Here is an 18216-nt window from a genome sequence, read left to right on the forward strand (position 1 = left end):
GGCAAACCCGGCGTGTGCGCCAAAGGGGCGGTGCCATTGGTCGTCCATTTTTCTCACCGTGGAAACCGACCAGAAAGCGTGGAGCGCGGGGCGGGCCTTTGGCTGGGCCTGCTGGCGGTATTTTTTGTGCTGACCTATCTGGTACCGCTGGAAGGGAGATTGCTGTGGCAGCCTGATGAAACCCGTTACGCCGAAATCAGTCGGGAAATGCTGGCCAGCGGCGACTGGATGGTGCCTCATTTATTGGGGTTGCGCTACTTTGAGAAGCCGCTGGCAGGCTATTGGATGAACAATATCGGCCAATGGCTATTTGGCAGCACCAACTTCGCGGTGCGTTTCGCGTCGGTATTTAGTACGGGCCTTAGCGCGCTGCTGGTGTTCACTGTGTCGTGGACGGTGGGGCGTCAACTGCGTCAATCGCTGCTGGCGGCGCTGATTTTCCTGTCTCTGCTGCTGGTCTTTGGCGTCGGCACTTACAGCGTGCTGGACCCGATGATCGCCTTGTGGCTTAACGCCGCCATGGCGGCGCATGTCTTCGCACTGCGTGCCGACCGCCGGACCACCCGAGGGGTCGCCTGGCTGCTGTTAGGACTCGCTTGCGGGCTGGGTTTCATGACCAAAGGGTTTCTCGCCCTGGTCGTCCCGGCCATCGCGGTGCTGCCGGTGGCGCTTTACTACCGGCAATTGAAGGCTACGTTGGGTTACGGGGCGCTGGCGGCGCTGCTGGCGGTGCTGGTCAATTTGCCCTGGGCGCTGGCGCTGTCGCGACTGGAGCCGGATTTCTGGCACTACTTTTTCTGGGTAGAGCATATTCAGCGCTTCGCCGCAGAGAATGCCCAGCATCGCGCCCCCTTCTGGTTTTATCTGCCGGTGCTGGCGCTGGGCTCGTTGCCCTGGCTGGGGTTGCTGCCGGGCGCTATGGCGGCGGGCTGGCGCGCGCGCCGGGTACAGCCGGAACGCTTTTTGCTGTTATGCTGGGTTGTTATGCCGCTGCTGTTTTTCAGCGTGGCGAAAGGGAAACTCCTGACCTATATCCTGCCGTGCATGGCGCCGCTGGCGCTGTTGCTGGCGGCCTATGGTCGCGAGTGCGCCGACAAGCTGCGCAGTAAAGTGTTTGACGCCAATGCGGGGATTAATACCGCCTTTGCGCTGTGCGCCATCGTCGCCTTACTGCTGGCCGGAAGCGGCCTGCTGCCGTGGGCGCGCATCTACTCTGTCGGCGAGTGGCCGCGCATTGTTATCGGTACGCTGGTGTTCGCCGGCTGGCTGTGTTTTGCCGCGGTGTCGCGACGCTCGCAGGGGGACCGCTGGGCGCTGGCGGCGTTTTGCCCGCTGCTGCTCAGTCTGCTGGTGGGGCAAATCATTCCTCAGCGCATCATAGATGGCAATCAGCCGCAGGAATTTATCCGCCGTTACGAGACTACGCTTAACCAAAGTCGTTATGTGCTCAGTAATCATGTCGGTGTCGCGACGGCGCTGGCCTGGGAGCTGGAGCGCAACGACGTGCTGATGTATGACGATAAAGGGGAATTGGCCTATGGTCTGGAATACGCCGATGTGCAGGGACGCCATCTGAGCCGTGACGATTTTCCCCACTGGCTGGCAAAAGAGCGTCTTAAAGGGGACGTGGCGCTACTGCTGCTGCTGGATCGCAGGCAAGATTTACCGCCCGGCCTGCCGAAGGCGGATAAAGTGCATCGCAATCACCGCATCGCGCTGCTTCACTATCAGCAGTTGCCCTGCTGCGAACAGTAAACGGCCTGGCTTTGGCCGGCGTAAAGAGGGTATTTTCCCGGCGCGAATGGCATTAATGGCGCAAATGAGGCAACGGGCACGAGTGACACGAAGGGTGCGCATGGCGAGTAAACGCTTATGCCAGTGCGGATAGCGTACATGAGTTGTTGTGCAGTAGATGATGCAGGTGAGCGATTTTTTTTGCAGCGGATGGCGCAGGCGCGGTGCTTTTCCGGAGCGGGTGGAATTGCGCCACGCTTCGGACACGTACGCATTATTTATACAGTTCGGCGGTGCCGCTCAGAGTATCAGTACCCCCGGCGGACGTAATGCGGTAGAAGGACGCGTTTGCTTCATCGGCCTTGGCCTCCAATTGCTGTTGCAAATCGGTCACGCTACTGCTGTAAGTGGTAGCGGAAACGGTGCCCATCGGCTGCTGTCCGGGCGGCGGTGAGGTGACGTCCTGCGCGGCCAGAATTGGGAATGAATAGGTCGCCAGAATAAGCGCCGTCGCGGCAATAAATGTCATTTTCATATTAGATTCTCTCTTTAGGGATAAGTAACAATAGCCACCCTGTCATGACGATCGACGATGTCTCGGCGCGACCGCAGGTGACGCTGTCTCAGGTTTTTTATTGTCGTTTATACGTTCGGTGCATTTCGCTTTGTTTTCCTACCGGAAAGGGGTTCGTCAGGCTTTCCCTCAATCCTGCGCCAGACGTTGCCGCGCTTTGCCATTGCTGTTATGCCGAGGCCTTACGGCGGGCGTCCGGGGCGGGTTAGTTCGGAAAGCCTGCAAGGCGCGCGCTAAGGCTGTTGCCTTTGTTTTCCTTTACTGCATACCTCGGCCGCTATGGGGAAAATCCCCGTCGCGAATTAGCGATAGTAAAAGGGTAGGCCCCATCCCCATTCGCGGCCATAAGCCGACAATCAATGAATTATTGCCTATTTGCCGACCGCGGCGATGCCGAAACCGGTCCGTGCAAGACGTGGTTATCCCGGCTGAGACCGCTTGCTTTCAAGGGAATAAATTCGCTATTGTTGTATAACTTTCTATATAATGATAAGCAGAGACAATGAAAAGACACCTTTTAAAGACGGTACTTGCAGGGACATTTAGGCATTTTACTCTCAGTGCAGGTGCAGGAGGCGAACGAAATCCGCGTCACCTATGCGGGCTCAAAATGGGGGTGGTGATGGATAAACACCTGGGGCCGGCATTCGCCGAGAAAGAGCATCTTACCTACCAGGGGTAGGGGCAGGGCGCATACGGTATAGCGCGCCTGCTGGCGTCAAAAAAAGTCGTGGCTGACGTGTTTGTTTCCATCACGCCGGGACCGATGGATATCCTTAAGCAGGCGGGACTTATTGATAGCGCCGTACCGGTGGCCAGCACCCGCATGGTCATAGCCTACAACCCCAAAGGGAAATTTGCGCCGGCGCTGGCCGCGATCAAAGAGGGCAAGCCCGACGCGCAACCGTGGTGGAAAGTGATGCAAAGCCCGGGGCTACGCTTTGGCCGCACCGATCCGGTCAGCGATCCACAGGGTCGGAACATCATCTTTACGCTCTTGTTGGCGGAAAAGTATTATCAACAGCCTGGTTTGGCGCACCGTATTCTTGGCGACGTGCAGAACCCGCAGCAGGTGTTTGCTGAAGGGGGCCTGCTGACCCGATTGGAGGCCGGACAGGTTGACGCGGTTTCCGGCTATGAGAGCGCGACGATTTCCGCTAAGCTGCTTTATATTACGTTTCCGGATGAAATCAATCTGAGTAACCCCGATATGAGCGAGCAATGGTATAGCAAGGTCAGCTTCCCGGTTCGCGATGCGGCGGGCAAAGAGAAAGTCCTGCACACGCAGCCGCTGGTGTTCTATGCGGCGGTGCTGAAAAATGCTCCCGATGCGCAGGCAGGACCCCGTTTCGTCACTTTCATGCAAAGCGCGGCCGGTCAACAGCTGCTGAAGGATAACGGTTACGGCCAGCCTAAAGGCGGCGTTCTGTATCCGTAACCTTTGATGATTTCCCGCCCGATGTCGCCGGCCGGCTGGTTCGGCGTGCCGGCGCTGCTGTTGCTGGCGCTTCCTTTTATTACCCTCCTTGGCGTCATGTCATGGGGGGATTTTCGTCTTGCCTATGGCGATTGGAATGCCGTCGCGGTGTCGCTCGGTCTTAGCGCGCTTTCTGTGCCGCTCATTGTATTGCTGGGTATGCCGCTGGCGCTGTGGCTGGCGCGCGGCGCTTCGCCGCTGCGTCGTTGGGCCGAAGTGCTGGTGCTAATCCCCCTGCTGACGCCGCCGCTTGCCTTGGGTATTTTGCTGGTCTCGGCCTATGGCCCTTACAGTACCCTGGGCGAAGTGCTGGCAGCGGTCGGGCTGGCCCTGACCAATAATGCTGCGGCCTTCGTGCTGGCGCAGATCTATGGCGCGCTGCCTTATTTCATCCTGTCAGCGCGGGCGGCATTTGAGAGTGTGCCGCCGTCGCTTGAGGACGCGGCCAAGGTGCTGGGCGCGCCGCCGCGGCAGGTGCTATGGAGAGTAACGCTGCCGTTGGCGCGGCGTGGTCTGGCCATCGCCTGGGTGCGCGCCGTAGGCGAATTTGGCATTGTGTTGGTGTTTTCCTATTTCCCGCAGGGGATATCCGTCAAGCTGTATATCAACCTGCAGAACGATGGCATTAATGCGGTGTACAGTCTGATATGTTTGTTGCTGGTCTTCACGCTGCCTTTCCCTCTTTGGTGTCTGGCGACGGGCCGCCAACGGCGCAGGCTTATCTAAATCTCCCCCTCCGGTATTCCGGCAAAGACAGGGCTCGATTGCCCTCAGGGTTAACGGACTGCGCCGGTCAGCGTCGTTACAGAACGTGTTGAACCTCTGATACAACCGGCCGTTGTCCCAAGCAACCCATGCCCTACGGAGCCAGCAGGCTCAAGCCGCTTTCAGATATCCTTCAGCCTGAACAGGCGTTGCAGGGCGATTCGGACCGGGTCGCTAACGGCAACCTCCCGGTACCCTGGGATTCTGGTCAGCCAGCCTTTTTGCATAAATAACGTTAGCAATGCCGTACCAGCGTCCCTGCCAGATGATAACGCCTTTCGCTCCAGTCCAAGCAGGGGCAACAAGCCTTACGACGGGCGCGCGGGGACAGGGTCGCGCCAAGGCGCTGAAATTGTGCATTGCCAAGCGGTGTCAGAGCCGTCCCTTCCAAAACCAACCAGTTCTCTTCTTGCAGGTAGTGGTATATTTTGACGGCCAATTCCCCAGCCAGATGGTCATAACAGGTCCTGGCATAGCGCAAATGTTCAGGGGTTCGCGAGACCGGCGCAGCGTAGGCGTGCATCGACACGCCCATCAGATTTTCCACAAGCCCGGCTATTTCCGGCCCGGCGAGACGTTAGTATCGGTGACGACCCTGCGCCAGGCACATAACCAGTCCCTGCCGCAGAAGCCGCGTAAGATGACCGCTGGTGGTGGACGGGGCAATCCCGGCTGCCGCGCTGAGCTCGGTGGCGGTCCATGTGCGGCCATCCATCAGGGCGCAGAGCATACTGATCCTTGATGGGTCAGAGAGGGCGGTTGCGACAGAGGACATGGCGTTTTCCAGGTCGCTTGCCAAGTGCCCTTCAGGGGCAGTTTTCGCCAGGTTCATGCCGATGTTATTTCCCATTCTCGGGTCACCTCTTCTGCCCGGCTATCGTTGTCGATAATAAGAATGAGCCGGTTATTGTGATCGCTATACTGTACCAGTATATTCACGCCGCTGCGGGCGAGGGCATCGGCTATTGAGCCCAGCTCGCCGGGCCGTTCCTGCCGTAATTTTCTTATTAATGGGCGAGACAGGCTTTCGACTTTAAAACCGGCTTCCGTCAATAGCCGGCGGGCCTTTTCCCCGTCTTCAATCAAAAAGTGGGCATGCCCTGCCTGCGGCGTCGAAAACACGCTGCCACCTTCCGGCCCCACCCCGTGTCGGCCCAGCAGTTGACCAAGTGACGCAAGTGAGTCGTGCGCATTACTGAGAACAACGTGGAATCATACATGATGGTGCCTCTGCTTATCGGCGGTGCACTCCCGGAATACGCGGGCGACGCGTATCCGGTAAAACGAGAAAATCGATGCTTTACCTTCTTTCTGGGCTGCCTGATGCCTGAGATGACGTTTCCAGCCGGCCACGGATTCCTCGTCCTCCCACCAGGAAAGAGAAAGAATTTTCCCGGGCGTCGTCAGACTCTGGAAACGTTCAAGAGCGATAAATCCCGGTACCGTCGAGATCAAGGGTTTCAGCTCCGAGGCGAGCTGGAAATAACGCGCTTGTGCTTCTGCTTCAAAAAGAACCGCAATCATGTGAAAACTCTATTAAAAGCCTGCAGCCAGTATATTGCCGTTAAAAACCAATGCTTCGGCGTGAAGCGAAATGTGACGTATCGGCGGAGAAAGGGGCTGCACTCACTCAGCTGCACGGAGCCAATGATGGCGTTGATCGAGCGATGAAGGGAGCCGTAGCGGGGGAGAGGGAGCCGGACGCCTTGTTGCCGCTTTGCGGCATCATGACGCCCGCTGAGGTTTAAGTACCAACGAATATTGCCAGCAGCGCCGGCTGGCCCGACAGGTACGCCGGTAGCGTCGGCGCTGCGGCAGCGCGGCGAATTATCGCGAAATTATTGCTACTAGTAACAATAGACGGTAAAACTAATGCCGCTATGGCACGGGTCACGTCTTACCCGGTATGACCGCAACATCACAAACAATTAAAAAAACAATTAAGGATCCCCCCCCCAATATGTTGAACAAAATTACCCGCCTGTTACCGCTGTGGGCTATTTTACTGTCCATCGCCGCCTATTATACGCCAGGCAGCTTTACCCCGATCGGCGCCTGAGTAAGCACACTATTGATGCTTATCATGTTCGCTATGGGCGTGACGCTGCGCTTCGCCGATTTTAAGCGTGTGCTGTCCCGGCCTGCGCCGGTGGCCGCCGCCACTTTCCTGCATTATCTAATCATGCCGCTCGCGGCCTGGATCTTGGCCTGGCTCTTTCGTATGTCGCCGGATTTATCCGCGGGGATGATCCTGGTCGGCAGCGTCGCCAGCGGTACCGCTTCCAATGTGATGATCTATCTGGCGAAAGGGGATGTGGCGCTGCCGGTCACCATCTCCGCCGTGTCGACGCTGGTCGGCGTTTTCGCCACGCCGCTGCTTACGCGCCTGTATGTCGATACGCATATCAAAGTGGACGTGGCGGGCATGCTGATGAGCATTCTACAGATCGTAGTGATCCCGATTTTTGCCGGATTAGTTATCCATCATCTGTTTACCGCGATGGTCAGGAGAGTCGAGCCATTTTTACCAGGGTTCTCGATGGTATGTATCCTGTTAATCATCATTGCGGTGGTCGCCGGCAGCCAGAGCTTTATCGGCTCGGTGGGTTTGATTGTGATCGTGGCGGTCATTCTGCATAACGGCATTGGTCTACTGGCGGGCTATTGGGGCGGCCGGATGTTCGGCTTTGACGAAACCACCTGCCGCACGCTGGCCATGGAGGTTGGCATGCAGAACTCGGGTCTGGCGTCGACGCTAGGCAAAATTTATTTTACGCCGCTGGCGGCGTTGCCCGGCGCGCTGTTCTCGGTATGGCACAACTTGTCTGGTTCAATACTGGCGGGCTACTGGTCGGGCCGACCCATCCCCAAACGCGATAGCGCCGCTGCTAAAGAACAACGCTAGCCGTTCCCGTTCCACGCGCTCCTCGCCAGGCCCTCTCAGGGCGGAGACGCGTTACTCTCCGCGGCGAAAAAGTCGCCTTCCCAGCCGGCCATCGATGATAACCAGGGCTAGCAGGATGATGGCCATACCCGCCAGCTCCGTTCCCTGTAGCCGCTCGTGCAGCACCAACCCCCCTCATCAAGTTGGCGCTGACCGGAATGAGAAAAGTCATCAGCATCAGGTTTAGCGTGCCAGCGCGGTAGACAACAGCGCCAGGCCGGCGATAGCCCCCCAGGTAATTCCATGCGGAGACGGTAGGGTCCACGGCCGGTCGGCAAGTAACGATAGCGGTAGCAGCACCAGCACCGAGGCGCTGACCTGGCCGCAGGCGGTGAGCAGCGGATTGAGGCCCATGACGGCAAAACGACGGCCGTAAACGCCGGCGCAAGCATAGGACAGCGCCGCGCCCAGTACCGCCAACTGCTCCGCCAGGCTGCTGGGGGCCGCCGCCCGTCATCTGAGTATGACCGCCGCCTCCGGCGAGCTTTGCGTCACGCCGGGAGCGGTCAGCCTGAAAATCCGGGAATTGGAGACGCGGCTGGGGGGTGTGCTGTTTCAGCGTCCAAAGCAGCACGGATTCGCGGCTGAAAAAGTAGCGCCGAAAGCTTTCCCGGTTGCCGGTGCCGGGCCAAATCTCCTGCTGATGCCAGTCGCGGCCAATCGCTTGCCGCAGGGTACGCGCCAGACTGTAATCCAGCCAAATAATCAAGTGCACCTGCCGCCATTTAATGTCGCGGCTGCGATGGTAGTTGCCGTCCAACACCCCTGTTCCAGGCGGCAAAAAAAATCCTCATCGTTGCTGGGGGTCCAATTCGGCTGCCAGAACAACGTGTCCATCTCAATATAGGGGATTGCCAACTGCGTCGCCAGACGGCGGGAGGAGGTAGACTTGCCGCTGCCGCTGGTGCCGACCACATTTATTTTCATCTGTCACTCCTGACGCGAGGGAAAAAGGGTGAGCGCCGGGCGCTTTCATTGGCTCGCCGCCGGACGGAGAATCGGCGCTGGGCAGCCGGTCGGTAGTGTCGAGGGTGCCACGGCGCAGGGTCTCAGCACGCTTATTTGCCGACCGGTATTGTCGTCATGCTTGGCGCAAGGACACGTCAGGCCGCCGTTACCCTTCGGTGCTAAGACGCCTCAGACCGCAAGGTCAGCCAGGTGGTCGCCGCCAGCAGAATGGCAAGCAACACGGCCGCGGAACCCATATCTTTGGCGCGTCCCGCCAGCGGATGCTGTTCAGGACTAATACGATCGACTAACGCTTCAATGGCGCTATTAAGCAGTTCCACCACGGCCACCAATATGACGGGAAGAATAAGCAATAGCTGGCTGATGGCGCCAACATCCAGCCAGCAGGCGACGGCAATGGCAACTGCACCCAGTCACCTCCTGCCGAAAGGCCGCCTCATGGCGCCAGGTGGCGTAAAGGCCCTGTACCGAATAGACCGTGGCCCTCCATAGCCACATCAGGCCGGTATATTTCTTATTCATAATGCTCCGTAATAGAGGCGCCATGGCACCCAGGCAAAAACGGTATTGATAGCATAAAGAGGGTTGCCGGCAGGGTGATGACGAAATAAAATCCGGCCAATGCACACTATGATAACAGATACCGCGCGTGACGTATGCCAGGGGAGTCAGCAGGGCGTCACGCGTAGCTTGTGTAATCACCGGCGGGCAGAGGAATATCGGCTATGAGGGTGTTTGTAGGAGAGCAAAATGGCTTAAGGGCAGGGCTGCGGATGATGTTCACCTCCAGCTTTGCGCGGCACGGAAGTTATTTTTTTCGGCAGCGAGGTAAGCTGATGAGTCGCTCGCGGGAGATGAAGCAAACCGGCGGGTAACGTTTCCCGCACCGGGTCCAGTTGATTATTATCCGCCGGTAGCCGCTTCAAGCTATCCGGTAGGTTGGCAGGCATGGTGTGCAATAATGCCCTCTCATCTGTAGATGAATCAGCTTTTCAGTAAGTGTTGGGGTAGGGCGGAGCGTCGATTATGGCTAATACGTATTTGCATTAACCGGCGAGGTCAGAATCAGCGCGCCAGCCTGCGCTGAGGCGCTGAGCTCACAACCGTGATAATCAACGCGAGATACCGCCGTCTGGCGCTTATCATATGGGCGTCATGAAGGCGGGGTTAATGCAGACCTGAGATAAAATCCACCAGGAAGAGCAGGCTTGCCAGCACCACCGAGGCGCGATAAGCGAGGATAATAAAATAGTGTACGGGATAATTACCAATATATTCTGGGCAGGGATAAAAAGCGGTCACTTTATTGATGATGAAATTGCTGCTGCCCATGAAACACAATATCAGGGCAGCCACAGCATACAGGTACTAAAAGCAGGGCGACCACAAAAAGAAGGAAATTGGTTTTGGCCCAGGTCAGAGAAGTTCTCTCAGGTTGTAATCCAGGATCCCGCATCGTCTTCTTGTATCTTGAAATTTAGTTAGCATAGTGACGAATAGATTTGGCAAGGTGTATGTAGTCTGATTCATCCCAGGGTTTATAGCCCGTAGAGAAGCTAATGACGCCTATACTGAGCCACTCATCTGAAACCCGAACAGTTGTCCGTACTCCATAACGTATTTGCAAGGATGGGTAATAATGAGTCTGCCAAATCCACTTTTTGTGGGAATTGATGTTTCTAAAGCGACACTGGACATTGCTGCCAGCAGTGATATTGCTCAGTTTACGGTCAGTAATGACTCTGACGGACGGTTTTGATGCTATTACTGATGAACTGAGAAAGTATCCGGTGGTGTTGGTTCTGATAGAGGCCACTGGTGGACTTGAAGCTGCCGTGGCCTGCTCGTTTCAGACTGAAGGCTTTGACGTCGCGGTGGTCAATCCCAGACAGGCTCGTGACTTTGCCCGCACTATGGGCTATCTGGCAAAAACGGACCATATTAATGCACGGGTGCTTGCACAAATGGCGGAGGTCACTAATCGACATCCAGGGCGGGAACGCTTTATCCGTGCCATGCTGGATGCGGAGCGTCAGGTTCTTGCTGCGATGGTAGTGCGCCGACGCCAGCTAACAGCGATGTTGATTGCTGAGCGTAACCGTCTTTATCCCGTTCATCCACAGAGCAGGAAAAGTATCAATATCATCATCAAAGCGCTGGCTGCCAGACTGAGCAGTATTAAAGGGGTTGGTACGATGACGGTTGCAGCGTTGCTGGCGGAGGTTTCCGACCTGGGTAGCCTCTCGAGACGAGCCATCAGCGCGCTTGTAGGCGTTGCTCCCATAAACCGGGACTCGGGTACCATGCGGGGCCGGCGAACCATCTTTGGCGGAAGGGGCGGAGTCCGAACAGCGCTTTATATCGCCGCACTTGTCGCAACCCGCTTTAATCCGGTGATAAAAGCATTTTATACGCGGCTGCTTGCAGCGGGAAAAGCCAAAAAAGTCGCTCTGGTTACTCCGCTCCAGATGGGCTTCCAGTGACATTACAGGGTCCTCGCTATCGAGAGAAAAAGTGTTCCGGCGCACAGCAGCGCTAGCAGGTACAACGCACCGGTCACGATGGTGCCGGTATGGTGGCGCAAGTCTGCGCCCGTCAGCCGGTAGCGGTGCTGCATACGTTTAAGGTGGTTCATGGTGGATTTCCGTTTTTAGATTGTTAAAGAGCGGGCGGTTTATGCGATTTGATTATTTTAAATAGCATATATAGTATTAATGCTTGTTTTCGCATTTTAATTTCTTTTTCGCATTAATATCCTCGAGAGAGGGTTCCCCTGGCTTTTCAATTAGTCTGGGTAGTACAGTGAATCTTTGACTATGCCTGCCACGTAGAACATTTTTTTGATAGTGTGCGCATCTAAGCGAGTTGGGGCGTGTTTTGAGTTGACGGAAAGCAAGTTAACGATCCCATCCTTTTGAAAAAGAAATATTTTTATCATTACTTCGCCCTGTTCATCTTGAACCAGTACTTCATCCCCCGGCTTATATCCCCGATTGGGTTCTACCACAACAAACTCCCCGTGTTGTATCCGAGGCATCATTGAATCCCCTTGGCACTTGAGTGCAAATGCATCTTTATCCTTTGTTGGCCACAGGACATAACCATCCCCTTGACCAACTGCATATTCTTGTAGATCCCAGTAGCCACCGCCACCAAGTTGTGCTGTACCCAGCATGGGTACTTTAGTAAATGCCAGAGGAATAGGCTTATCAGGGAAAATTTCAGTTTGTGGGATCTCTTTCGGTTGATGATTATCCTTGAGAGTTAAATCCTTATATAACAAATCATTAGCCTCTACATTGAAAAATTTTGCAATGTTTTGGACCACTGCCAACCGAGGACTTTTGACTTCACCATTCAGCATCCGATGCAATGTAGGCTGAGGCATCCCTATTCGCCGTGATAATTCAGCAACACTTTTTACTTGCTTATTAGACATTAAGCTATTGATATTTCTTTTTAATTTTTCTGTCCCTAAGTTCATCTGTATGTCTCCAAATATAAATATATTCTTTTACGCATATTATAATCGGCTAAAAATAAAATTTTCGCATTTTTATTTCATATACGAATTGTTATTTTTTATGCGTTTTATAAATATTTTGAGAGTTGACATGATGGATAAAAAAACACTACAAGAAGTAGTTAGGTCTCTACTGGAGCTTGGATTCACCCAAAAAGACCTAGAAAAAGACACGGGGTAAAACAACCTTCAATAAGTCGGATACTGACGGGCAAGAATGCTGACCCTAGAATATCGACAGTGCGTGCTTTGGAGCAGTTTTACCTAACACAAATAGCAACCTCTACCATCACCAAGGCCAAATGACCCATGGCGATTCGCTACACACAGGGGCGAAACGCTAAGGATAATCAGCCACGCGACAGGAGCGCCACGGACTTCACTGCGTTTGAGAAGTCCGTGCGCAAAAGCTGCGTGCGTATCGGCGTTAAATCCATTGACACCAAAGGCATTAGAGAATAAAAAGCGGAACTTGCCCTACCTTTGGTGCACGTTCAAGCCGGGGATGCCGCGACGGCGCTGTGATACCAGTGCGGGTGACCTGTATGTGCTGCCGCTAGACCTTGACGGCATCAGCGAAGAGGGCTGGCAGAGCGTCAAGTCGGCGATATCGGACTATCGGGGCTTTTCCTACACCACTGCCAGCCACAAGCACCCGGCGGTGAATGGCGAAAGCCGTATCCGCATTGTGCTCGAACCGAGCCGCCCGATTACGGCGGCGGAAAAGCCTAGAGTGTTGCAGCAGCTGCAGGCGCACATCATGCACGTTGTCATGCTGAACTACGATGGTCCGGTTCGCTGGGATGACAGCGTTTACGGTTCGGCGCAAATCATCTATCTGCCTGATGAGAACGCCGAATTTGAGAGCTTCAACGGGCGACCGGTTGATGTTGACACGTTGCTGGCTGAGGCAGCGAAAGGGGAAGAGTGCGATCGCCTGCCGGCATCCGATACCAATTCCGTTGACGATTTAGAGCGCCTTGTGCAGCTGGACAATGTTAACGATGAGACGTTCGACGATATCCGCTCCGCCCTGTGGCACCTCGATGTTATCGCGGACGCTGAGGGTAGTTGCGGGCGCTATTTGGCATGGATTGCGATGGGGAACCGGCTGGCGTGGTTCAAAGGTACCGAGTACGAAGAGCGGGTGCGCGAACTGTGGATCGAATGGTCCGCCGCCGCCAAGTGGGATAACGACGCACTAAAAGCCGATCGTACTGGTTATCAGGCCATCTTTAAGCGCACGGGCGATGCTGGCTGGATAAACCCCGGCTCTGAGCGCATGAAGCATCCCGTGGCGGTGGTGGAGGATTTTGAGGACCTGGGCGCGGTTGAGGCGGCGAATAAAACGCCGTGGCCAGCCTTTGTGCGCAAAGACAAGACCGGCGTCATTAAAAACACCATCGATAACGTCAGCAAGGCTGTTGCGCGGCCTGATTTCTGCGGCGTGCAAGTCTGCTTCGACCAGTTCCGCGATGAAATTATGCTGGCCGAGGAGGGCGATAACCAATGGGTGCCCATTACCGGCCCCGATTTTAGCAGACTGCGTATCACTCTGGAACGGCGGCAGTTTGACCCGGTGAGTAAAGAGCTCAGCGGGATGCAGTGTTGCTGGTTGCCGATGAGAACCCGTTCGATAGCGCCATCGAGTGGTTGAACGGAGTGGATTGGGACGGTGTGCCACGCGTGAAAACTTTCTTCGAGACGTATTTTGACGTCGAGCCGTCGGAATATACCTCTGCGGTATCGCTTTACGCCTGGACAGCCTTGGCGGGCAGGGTGTTATCGCCCGGCTGCAAGGCGGATATGGTCCCCGTTCTGGTGGGTGAACAGGGCTGCGGTAAATCCACCGGCATTGCGGCGTTGTGCCCAAATACCGTGAATTCGCCACACAGTTCTCGCGCCGTCTGGTGATGTTCGGCACTACCAATCAGGAAGAGTTTCTGGCCGACGAAACCGGCAATCGGCGTTGGTTACCGCTGCGCGTTGGTAAGATGCGTTTAGACGACATCAAACGCGATGTGATGCAGCTATGGGCCGAGGGTACAGAGCTCTACAGGACATTGGGCGGTGTGCAGTTCCGGGCGGGATGCTGAGCGACTGGCGAGCGGCGTACACGAACAGCACATGATTAAGGATGCCTGGTTTGAAATCGTCGAAAGTTCGATGGGATAAGGCGTTTTGGGGTCAAGGGCGCCTCGTGGGTGCAGAGCGCCTACGAAGATGCCCTAAATCGCGCCCGTGCGGCTCGTAGCGAGTTTCTATGGCGGAAAATAAGCAACCACAGGTTTAGAGTGAAATGCGCTTAGTACGACGCTCAGTGTGTTTTAGCGGATGTGAACAATTTACCGGTTTGCGATACATCGCCTCGCCAGTGTGTGGGGCGATAGTGTTTCTGCGGTTCGCAACACGCGAACGCACCGAAAACTGTCAAAAAAGCGTCTTTCACCGGTAAAAGGCTGCCAAACGGATTTCGCCATTTTGTTAACAAATCAGTAACATAAAAACCGGCCATTTTCGCCGGGCTAAAGGCCCCTTTTTGACAGGCTTTATGCGTTTACGCGATGAGTGGTAATGCGTCGGTGCGGGTAAGACTCATTATGTTAAATACCGGTCAAAATCGGGAAATATTAGTTCAGCTGGTATCACCCCCAACAAATACTGTTTTTATATACAGTATCTTGGTGGTATAATCGTACTCCCGAAAGCGAAGACGTTAACAACTAGAGAGCTATACCATGTATCCGATTGACTACAATTCATACCGTGCTGTAAAAAGCTTTAACAGTCGCGTACGTTTCCTAGTAATGCACTATACCGCAGGTAATTTTAAAAGTTCAGTCACTACGCTTACCGGCAATTCAGTCAGCGCGCATTACCTTGTCCCCGACCCGTCGGATAAAACCTACATCGACGCTGGGTTCAAAGATATGCGGACATTCAACCTGGTGGACGAAAACGACAGGGCTTGGCATGCTGGTGTAAGTGATTGAGCTGGGCGTAGTGGTCTCAATGATACTTCTATAGGCATTGAAACGGTTAATCTTGCAACGAACAACAATGGTGAATTTGTTTTTCCGCCTTTCCACCCACAGCAGATAAACGCCATTATTGAGTTATCAAAAAACATTGTGCAACGCTACCCGGATATTACCCCTGTTAACGTTGTAGGGCATTCAGATATTACGCCGGGTCGGAAAAGTGATCCGGGTGCGGCTTTCCTAATGGAAGGAGCTTCACGAGGCGGGTATCGGTGCATGGCCGGATGCAGATACCGTTGAGAAATACACGGTTAAGTTCATCTCACAGGGGGTACCTGAACGTAGCGCCATTATCAATCTACTGAATAAATACGGCTATTCTGTCAAAGCTGCCAATACAGCGGACGGTTTTAAGCAATTAATCAGGGCATTCCAGCTGCATTTCCGCCAAGAAAATTATGATGGCGTTCTGGATACGGAAACTGCGGCGATACTAGCTGCGTTATGCGAAAAGCACAAAAACATCAAAAGCTAACATTCCACTAGTAAACACTTCAAGGCTGTGCTCCGGCGTGGCCTTTTTTCTGACCGATAGTCACCCCCGGACCAATAACCCCGATAATCCCAATGGAAAAATTTACTACCGGCTATGCCTATAGCTGGGCCCTTGTCACGTGCCTGCTGGGTGCGTTCTCGCTCAGTGAATGGGCATTGATTACCGGTATCGCCTGTACGCTGGCGACCTTCCTGCTGAACTGGATTTACCGGCATAAAGAATACCGTTTTAGGACGAAGCGCGACTAATGAATCCCGAGCTGCGTAACCGAGTGATAAAAGCCACAGTAGGCGGCGCTATCGCATTAGCGACCGTACTCATCCAATGGCACGAAGGCGTGCGCTACACGCCCTATCGGGATTCCGGTGGTGTGTTGTCGGTCTGTTATGGGCATACCATAGCGATATCGTTCCCGGTAAACGCTATAGCGCTGAGGAATGCCAGGCCCTACTGGAGAGTGACCTGAAAGCGGCAATGGCCGTCGTTGACGCCAATGTTACCGTACCACTGACTGAGAGCCAAAAAGCTGCGCTGGCCTCGTTCGTCTACAACGTCGGCAGCGGGGCGTTTGTGCGCTCTACGCTACTGAAGACGCTGAACGCCGGAGACAGAGCCGGTGCCTGTGACGAGATGCGGCGCTGGAAGTATATTGACGGCAAGGTCTCGAAGGGACTGGTCAGTCGGCGGGCAGTAGAGCGCGAGTTTTGTACTGAAGCCTCTGTCATTCTTTAATCCAAACCAATGGGCCTCGCATTCCGCGGGGCTTTTTTTCGCCTGCGCATCCTCGTGCGCATAAAACCAAGAGTCTTTCGGGATATGAGCCTGAGACAGAGTGGCGGTTTCATCGCTAACCCCTCTTGGGCCACTCATGTCTACGAGGCAGGCTCTATCACCAAAAGGAAATAAGCGATGCAATTAGTAGAAATAAAGAAATTTGATCTTGTAGCGAATACTATGGCGATTGCTGAAGGTGTTAAGAAAGATCATGACACCATTATCAAGCTTGTTGACCGCAACAAAGCTGATCTGGAAGAGTTCGGGCCATTCGGATTTGAAATCCGTATGGTTGAAAGAAGTCAAGGCGGTGGCAAGCCTCTTCGTGTTGCATTTCTCAACGAGCAGCAAACTACACTCTTAATTACCTACATGCGCAACAATGATGCTGTTCGTGCATTCAAGAAGAAGCGGGTTTCCGAGTTCTTCCGTATGCGCAAGGTATTAGCGGGCAGGAAGATGGATCGCAATACTGCCTGGCTTGAGTACCGCCCAATGACCGATACCATCAAGCACGAACGCGAAGCACAGGGGAAAACCATCGCGCCACACCACTTCAGCAACGAGGCTGATTTAATAAACCGCATTGCACTTGGTATGACATCTGCGAAATTTCGTGTCCACCATGAAATAGGTAAGAAAGAGGCCATCCGTGACTATCTGACACCAGAGCAGATCCACTGCATTACCGAATTGCAACGCGCCAATACGGTATTTATTGGCATGGGCTGGGACTTCGAGCAACGCAAGGCCACGCTGATGGGAATATTCAACAAAAACCATCGTCAGCCATTGATTGAAGAACAGCACCTTCCGCCGGAAACGATGGTGCCCAAAGTCTCGGGCGGCATTCCGCGCAGCGGCAAGGACTTTAACGGTATCCTCAATGAACTCTCGGCGATGGGTCGCTGGGCCAATGCCGGGGCGGGCTACCCGTTTGATGCGGCGTTTGCCAACGCCATCGGCGGTTATCCTGCCGGTGCGAAAATCCCGAACGTGGAGAACAGCGGTTTCTGGCTGAACACCGTCGATAACAATCTGGATAATCCCGAGGTGGCAGACGACCGGCTGACGGGCAGGGTACCGGCAGAAAACTACGGTATTGCCACGCTATCCGGGCTGGTAAAGGCGGATGTGACGCTGACCACGTTACAGTCGGCCAAGGCGCGTATCGTGCTTACAGGTGAGCTGAAGGCCAATATGGCGGTCATTTTCCCCGCGTGGCAGACGAGCTGGACGGTGGTGAATCAATGCACGGGCAGTGGCTCGCTGATTTGTCGCACGAAAGCGGGAGCGGGTGTTTTGGTGCCCAAGGGTGAGTCGAGAGAGATTGTTGGCGACGGCAGTGGCCTTGTGCCGCGTATCGTGAATGCGACCACTTCGGTTGCGGGCATCACCCAACTCAGCAACGCCACCCACAGCGACAGCGAGACGATGGCCGCCACGCCCAAGGCGGTGAAAGCGCTCGCCGATACTCTCAGTGGTGGCCGCCTGCTGAATATCCAGTCCTTCACCAAAAGCGGCATCTATACTCCCACGCCGGGGACACGGAAAATCCGCGTGAAATGCTGGAGCGCTGGCGGCGGCGGTGCAGGCATGTCCAAACAAAACCGTGGTTCGGTAGCCGGCGCGGCCGGGGCCTATGCAGAGGCGTTACTGAATGCAACGTCGTTTTCGTCCGTGAGTGTTGAAGTGGGTACGGGCGGAGCCGCATCGGCAGACGGTGTTTCACTGGATGGTGGCTATGGGATCTTATGTTGATGAGAATACGCGCTATGCTTCCGGTCGTGGTGGCGATGGCCTGATTATTGTCGAAGAGTACTCATGAAGGAACACACAGGATCGTATGCGCTGATACCTGAAAACAGAAACAGGGTTGAAAATATCATTGTCTCCAGCGATGACTATCAACGCCAAGG

12 protein-coding genes and 10 pseudogenes are annotated in these 18216 nt (G+C 54.8%); 11 read left to right on the forward strand and 11 right to left on the reverse strand.

Annotation, left to right across the window (positions count from 1 at the left end):
* The first annotated feature begins 78 nt into the window (after positions 1 to 78).
* Complete coding sequence (gene arnT / locus SGP1_RS02665; RefSeq protein WP_011410154.1) at positions 79 to 1755, forward strand: lipid IV(A) 4-amino-4-deoxy-L-arabinosyltransferase; 1677 nt, start codon at positions 79 to 81, stop codon at positions 1753 to 1755.
* A gap of 253 nt (positions 1756 to 2008) precedes the next feature.
* Here arnT and SGP1_RS02670 read toward each other — a convergent pair whose 3' ends face one another.
* Positions 2009 to 2269 (reverse strand): YdgH/BhsA/McbA-like domain containing protein, encoded by a 261-nt coding sequence (locus SGP1_RS02670; RefSeq protein WP_041866574.1) that lies wholly within the window; start codon positions 2267 to 2269, stop codon positions 2009 to 2011.
* A gap of 569 nt (positions 2270 to 2838) precedes the next feature.
* On the opposite strand from SGP1_RS02670, the pseudogene SGP1_RS02675 reads away from it, so the two are divergent.
* Both SGP1_RS02675 and SGP1_RS02680 read left to right on the forward strand, forming a co-directional pair.
* Positions 2839 to 3746, forward strand: a pseudogene (locus SGP1_RS02675) (extracellular solute-binding protein).
* Positions 3747 to 3767: 21 nt separating this feature from the next.
* A complete protein-coding gene (locus tag SGP1_RS02680) occupies positions 3768 to 4511 on the forward strand; it encodes a molybdate ABC transporter permease subunit (RefSeq protein WP_148203636.1) in 744 nt (247 codons plus the stop codon).
* 161 nt (positions 4512 to 4672) lie between these two features.
* Here the strand turns inward: SGP1_RS02680 and SGP1_RS02685 are convergent.
* The 3 genes and pseudogenes from SGP1_RS02685 to SGP1_RS02695 all read right to left on the reverse strand — a co-directional run bounded on the left by SGP1_RS02685 (position 4673) and on the right by SGP1_RS02695 (position 6074).
* Positions 4673 to 5382: pseudogene (locus tag SGP1_RS02685) on the reverse strand (ArsR/SmtB family transcription factor).
* The gene (locus SGP1_RS02690) at positions 5379 to 5711 is read right to left on the reverse strand and encodes an amino acid-binding protein (protein WP_050747364.1); all 333 of its coding nucleotides are present in this window, start codon (positions 5709 to 5711) and stop codon (positions 5379 to 5381) included. Before SGP1_RS02690 ends, SGP1_RS02685 begins: the two are co-directional and overlap by 4 nt.
* Positions 5712 to 5762: 51 nt before the next feature.
* Positions 5763 to 6074 (reverse strand): antibiotic biosynthesis monooxygenase family protein, encoded by a 312-nt coding sequence (locus SGP1_RS02695; protein ID WP_011410156.1) that lies wholly within the window; start codon positions 6072 to 6074, stop codon positions 5763 to 5765.
* A 436-nt stretch (positions 6075 to 6510) separates the two neighbouring features.
* On the opposite strand from SGP1_RS02695, the pseudogene panS reads away from it, so the two are divergent.
* Positions 6511 to 7455: pseudogene (gene panS, locus SGP1_RS02700) on the forward strand (ketopantoate/pantoate/pantothenate transporter PanS).
* Between the two features lie 222 nt (positions 7456 to 7677).
* On the opposite strand, the gene SGP1_RS31645 reads toward panS, so the two are convergent.
* The 5 genes and pseudogenes from SGP1_RS31645 to SGP1_RS36055 form a co-directional block, all read right to left on the reverse strand.
* On the reverse strand, positions 7678 to 7914 hold the full coding sequence (locus tag SGP1_RS31645) for a hypothetical protein (RefSeq protein WP_050747365.1): 237 nt from the start codon (positions 7912 to 7914) through the stop codon (positions 7678 to 7680).
* 133 nt (positions 7915 to 8047) lie between these two features.
* Positions 8048 to 8421 (reverse strand): annotated as a pseudogene (locus tag SGP1_RS32520) (adenylate kinase); the annotation flags it as partial.
* A gap of 200 nt (positions 8422 to 8621) precedes the next feature.
* A pseudogene (locus SGP1_RS02715) lies at positions 8622 to 8985 on the reverse strand (diacylglycerol kinase).
* A 645-nt stretch (positions 8986 to 9630) separates the two neighbouring features.
* The gene (locus tag SGP1_RS30565) at positions 9631 to 9795 is read right to left on the reverse strand and encodes a hypothetical protein (RefSeq protein ID WP_158302316.1); all 165 of its coding nucleotides are present in this window, start codon (positions 9793 to 9795) and stop codon (positions 9631 to 9633) included.
* Positions 9767 to 9919: a DUF202 domain-containing protein gene (locus SGP1_RS36055; protein ID WP_083764651.1), complete on the reverse strand. Its 153-nt coding sequence runs from the start codon at positions 9917 to 9919 to the stop codon at positions 9767 to 9769. Before SGP1_RS36055 ends, SGP1_RS30565 begins: the two co-directional genes overlap by 29 nt.
* A gap of 183 nt (positions 9920 to 10102) precedes the next feature.
* On the opposite strand from SGP1_RS36055, the pseudogene SGP1_RS02720 reads away from it, so the two are divergent.
* Positions 10103 to 10919: pseudogene (locus SGP1_RS02720) on the forward strand (IS110 family transposase); the annotation flags it as partial.
* A gap of 29 nt (positions 10920 to 10948) precedes the next feature.
* Here SGP1_RS02720 and SGP1_RS30570 read toward each other — a convergent pair.
* Positions 10949 to 11098, reverse strand: coding sequence for a hypothetical protein (locus SGP1_RS30570; RefSeq protein WP_158302317.1), 150 nt, complete (start codon positions 11096 to 11098; stop codon positions 10949 to 10951).
* A gap of 150 nt (positions 11099 to 11248) precedes the next feature.
* Entirely contained in the window at positions 11249 to 11947 is a 699-nt protein-coding gene (locus SGP1_RS02725; RefSeq protein ID WP_011410160.1) for a S24 family peptidase, read from the reverse strand.
* Between the two features lie 1345 nt (positions 11948 to 13292).
* Here SGP1_RS02725 and SGP1_RS32525 point away from each other — a divergent pair.
* From SGP1_RS32525 to SGP1_RS32530, 6 genes and pseudogenes are all read left to right on the forward strand, one after another.
* Positions 13293 to 14146 (forward strand): annotated as a pseudogene (locus SGP1_RS32525) (VapE domain-containing protein); the annotation flags it as partial.
* A 578-nt stretch (positions 14147 to 14724) separates the two neighbouring features.
* Positions 14725 to 15502 (forward strand): annotated as a pseudogene (locus SGP1_RS26435) (N-acetylmuramoyl-L-alanine amidase).
* 92 nt (positions 15503 to 15594) lie between these two features.
* Positions 15595 to 15771, forward strand: coding sequence for a phage holin family protein (locus tag SGP1_RS02740; RefSeq protein ID WP_041866578.1), 177 nt, complete (start codon positions 15595 to 15597; stop codon positions 15769 to 15771).
* Positions 15771 to 16319 (forward strand): annotated as a pseudogene (locus SGP1_RS02745) (lysozyme). Before SGP1_RS02740 ends, SGP1_RS02745 begins: the two are co-directional and overlap by 1 nt.
* Before the next feature lie 113 nt (positions 16320 to 16432).
* Positions 16433 to 17107, forward strand: a pseudogene (locus tag SGP1_RS02750) (Rha family transcriptional regulator); the annotation flags it as partial.
* A gap of 390 nt (positions 17108 to 17497) precedes the next feature.
* Positions 17498 to 18058: a phage tail protein gene (locus SGP1_RS32530; protein ID WP_243466248.1), complete on the forward strand. Its 561-nt coding sequence runs from the start codon at positions 17498 to 17500 to the stop codon at positions 18056 to 18058.
* Positions 18059 to 18216 lie beyond the last annotated feature (158 nt).

The organism is Sodalis glossinidius str. 'morsitans', from assembly GCF_000010085.1.
Taxonomy (GTDB): Bacteria; Pseudomonadota; Gammaproteobacteria; order Enterobacterales; family Enterobacteriaceae; genus Sodalis; species Sodalis glossinidius.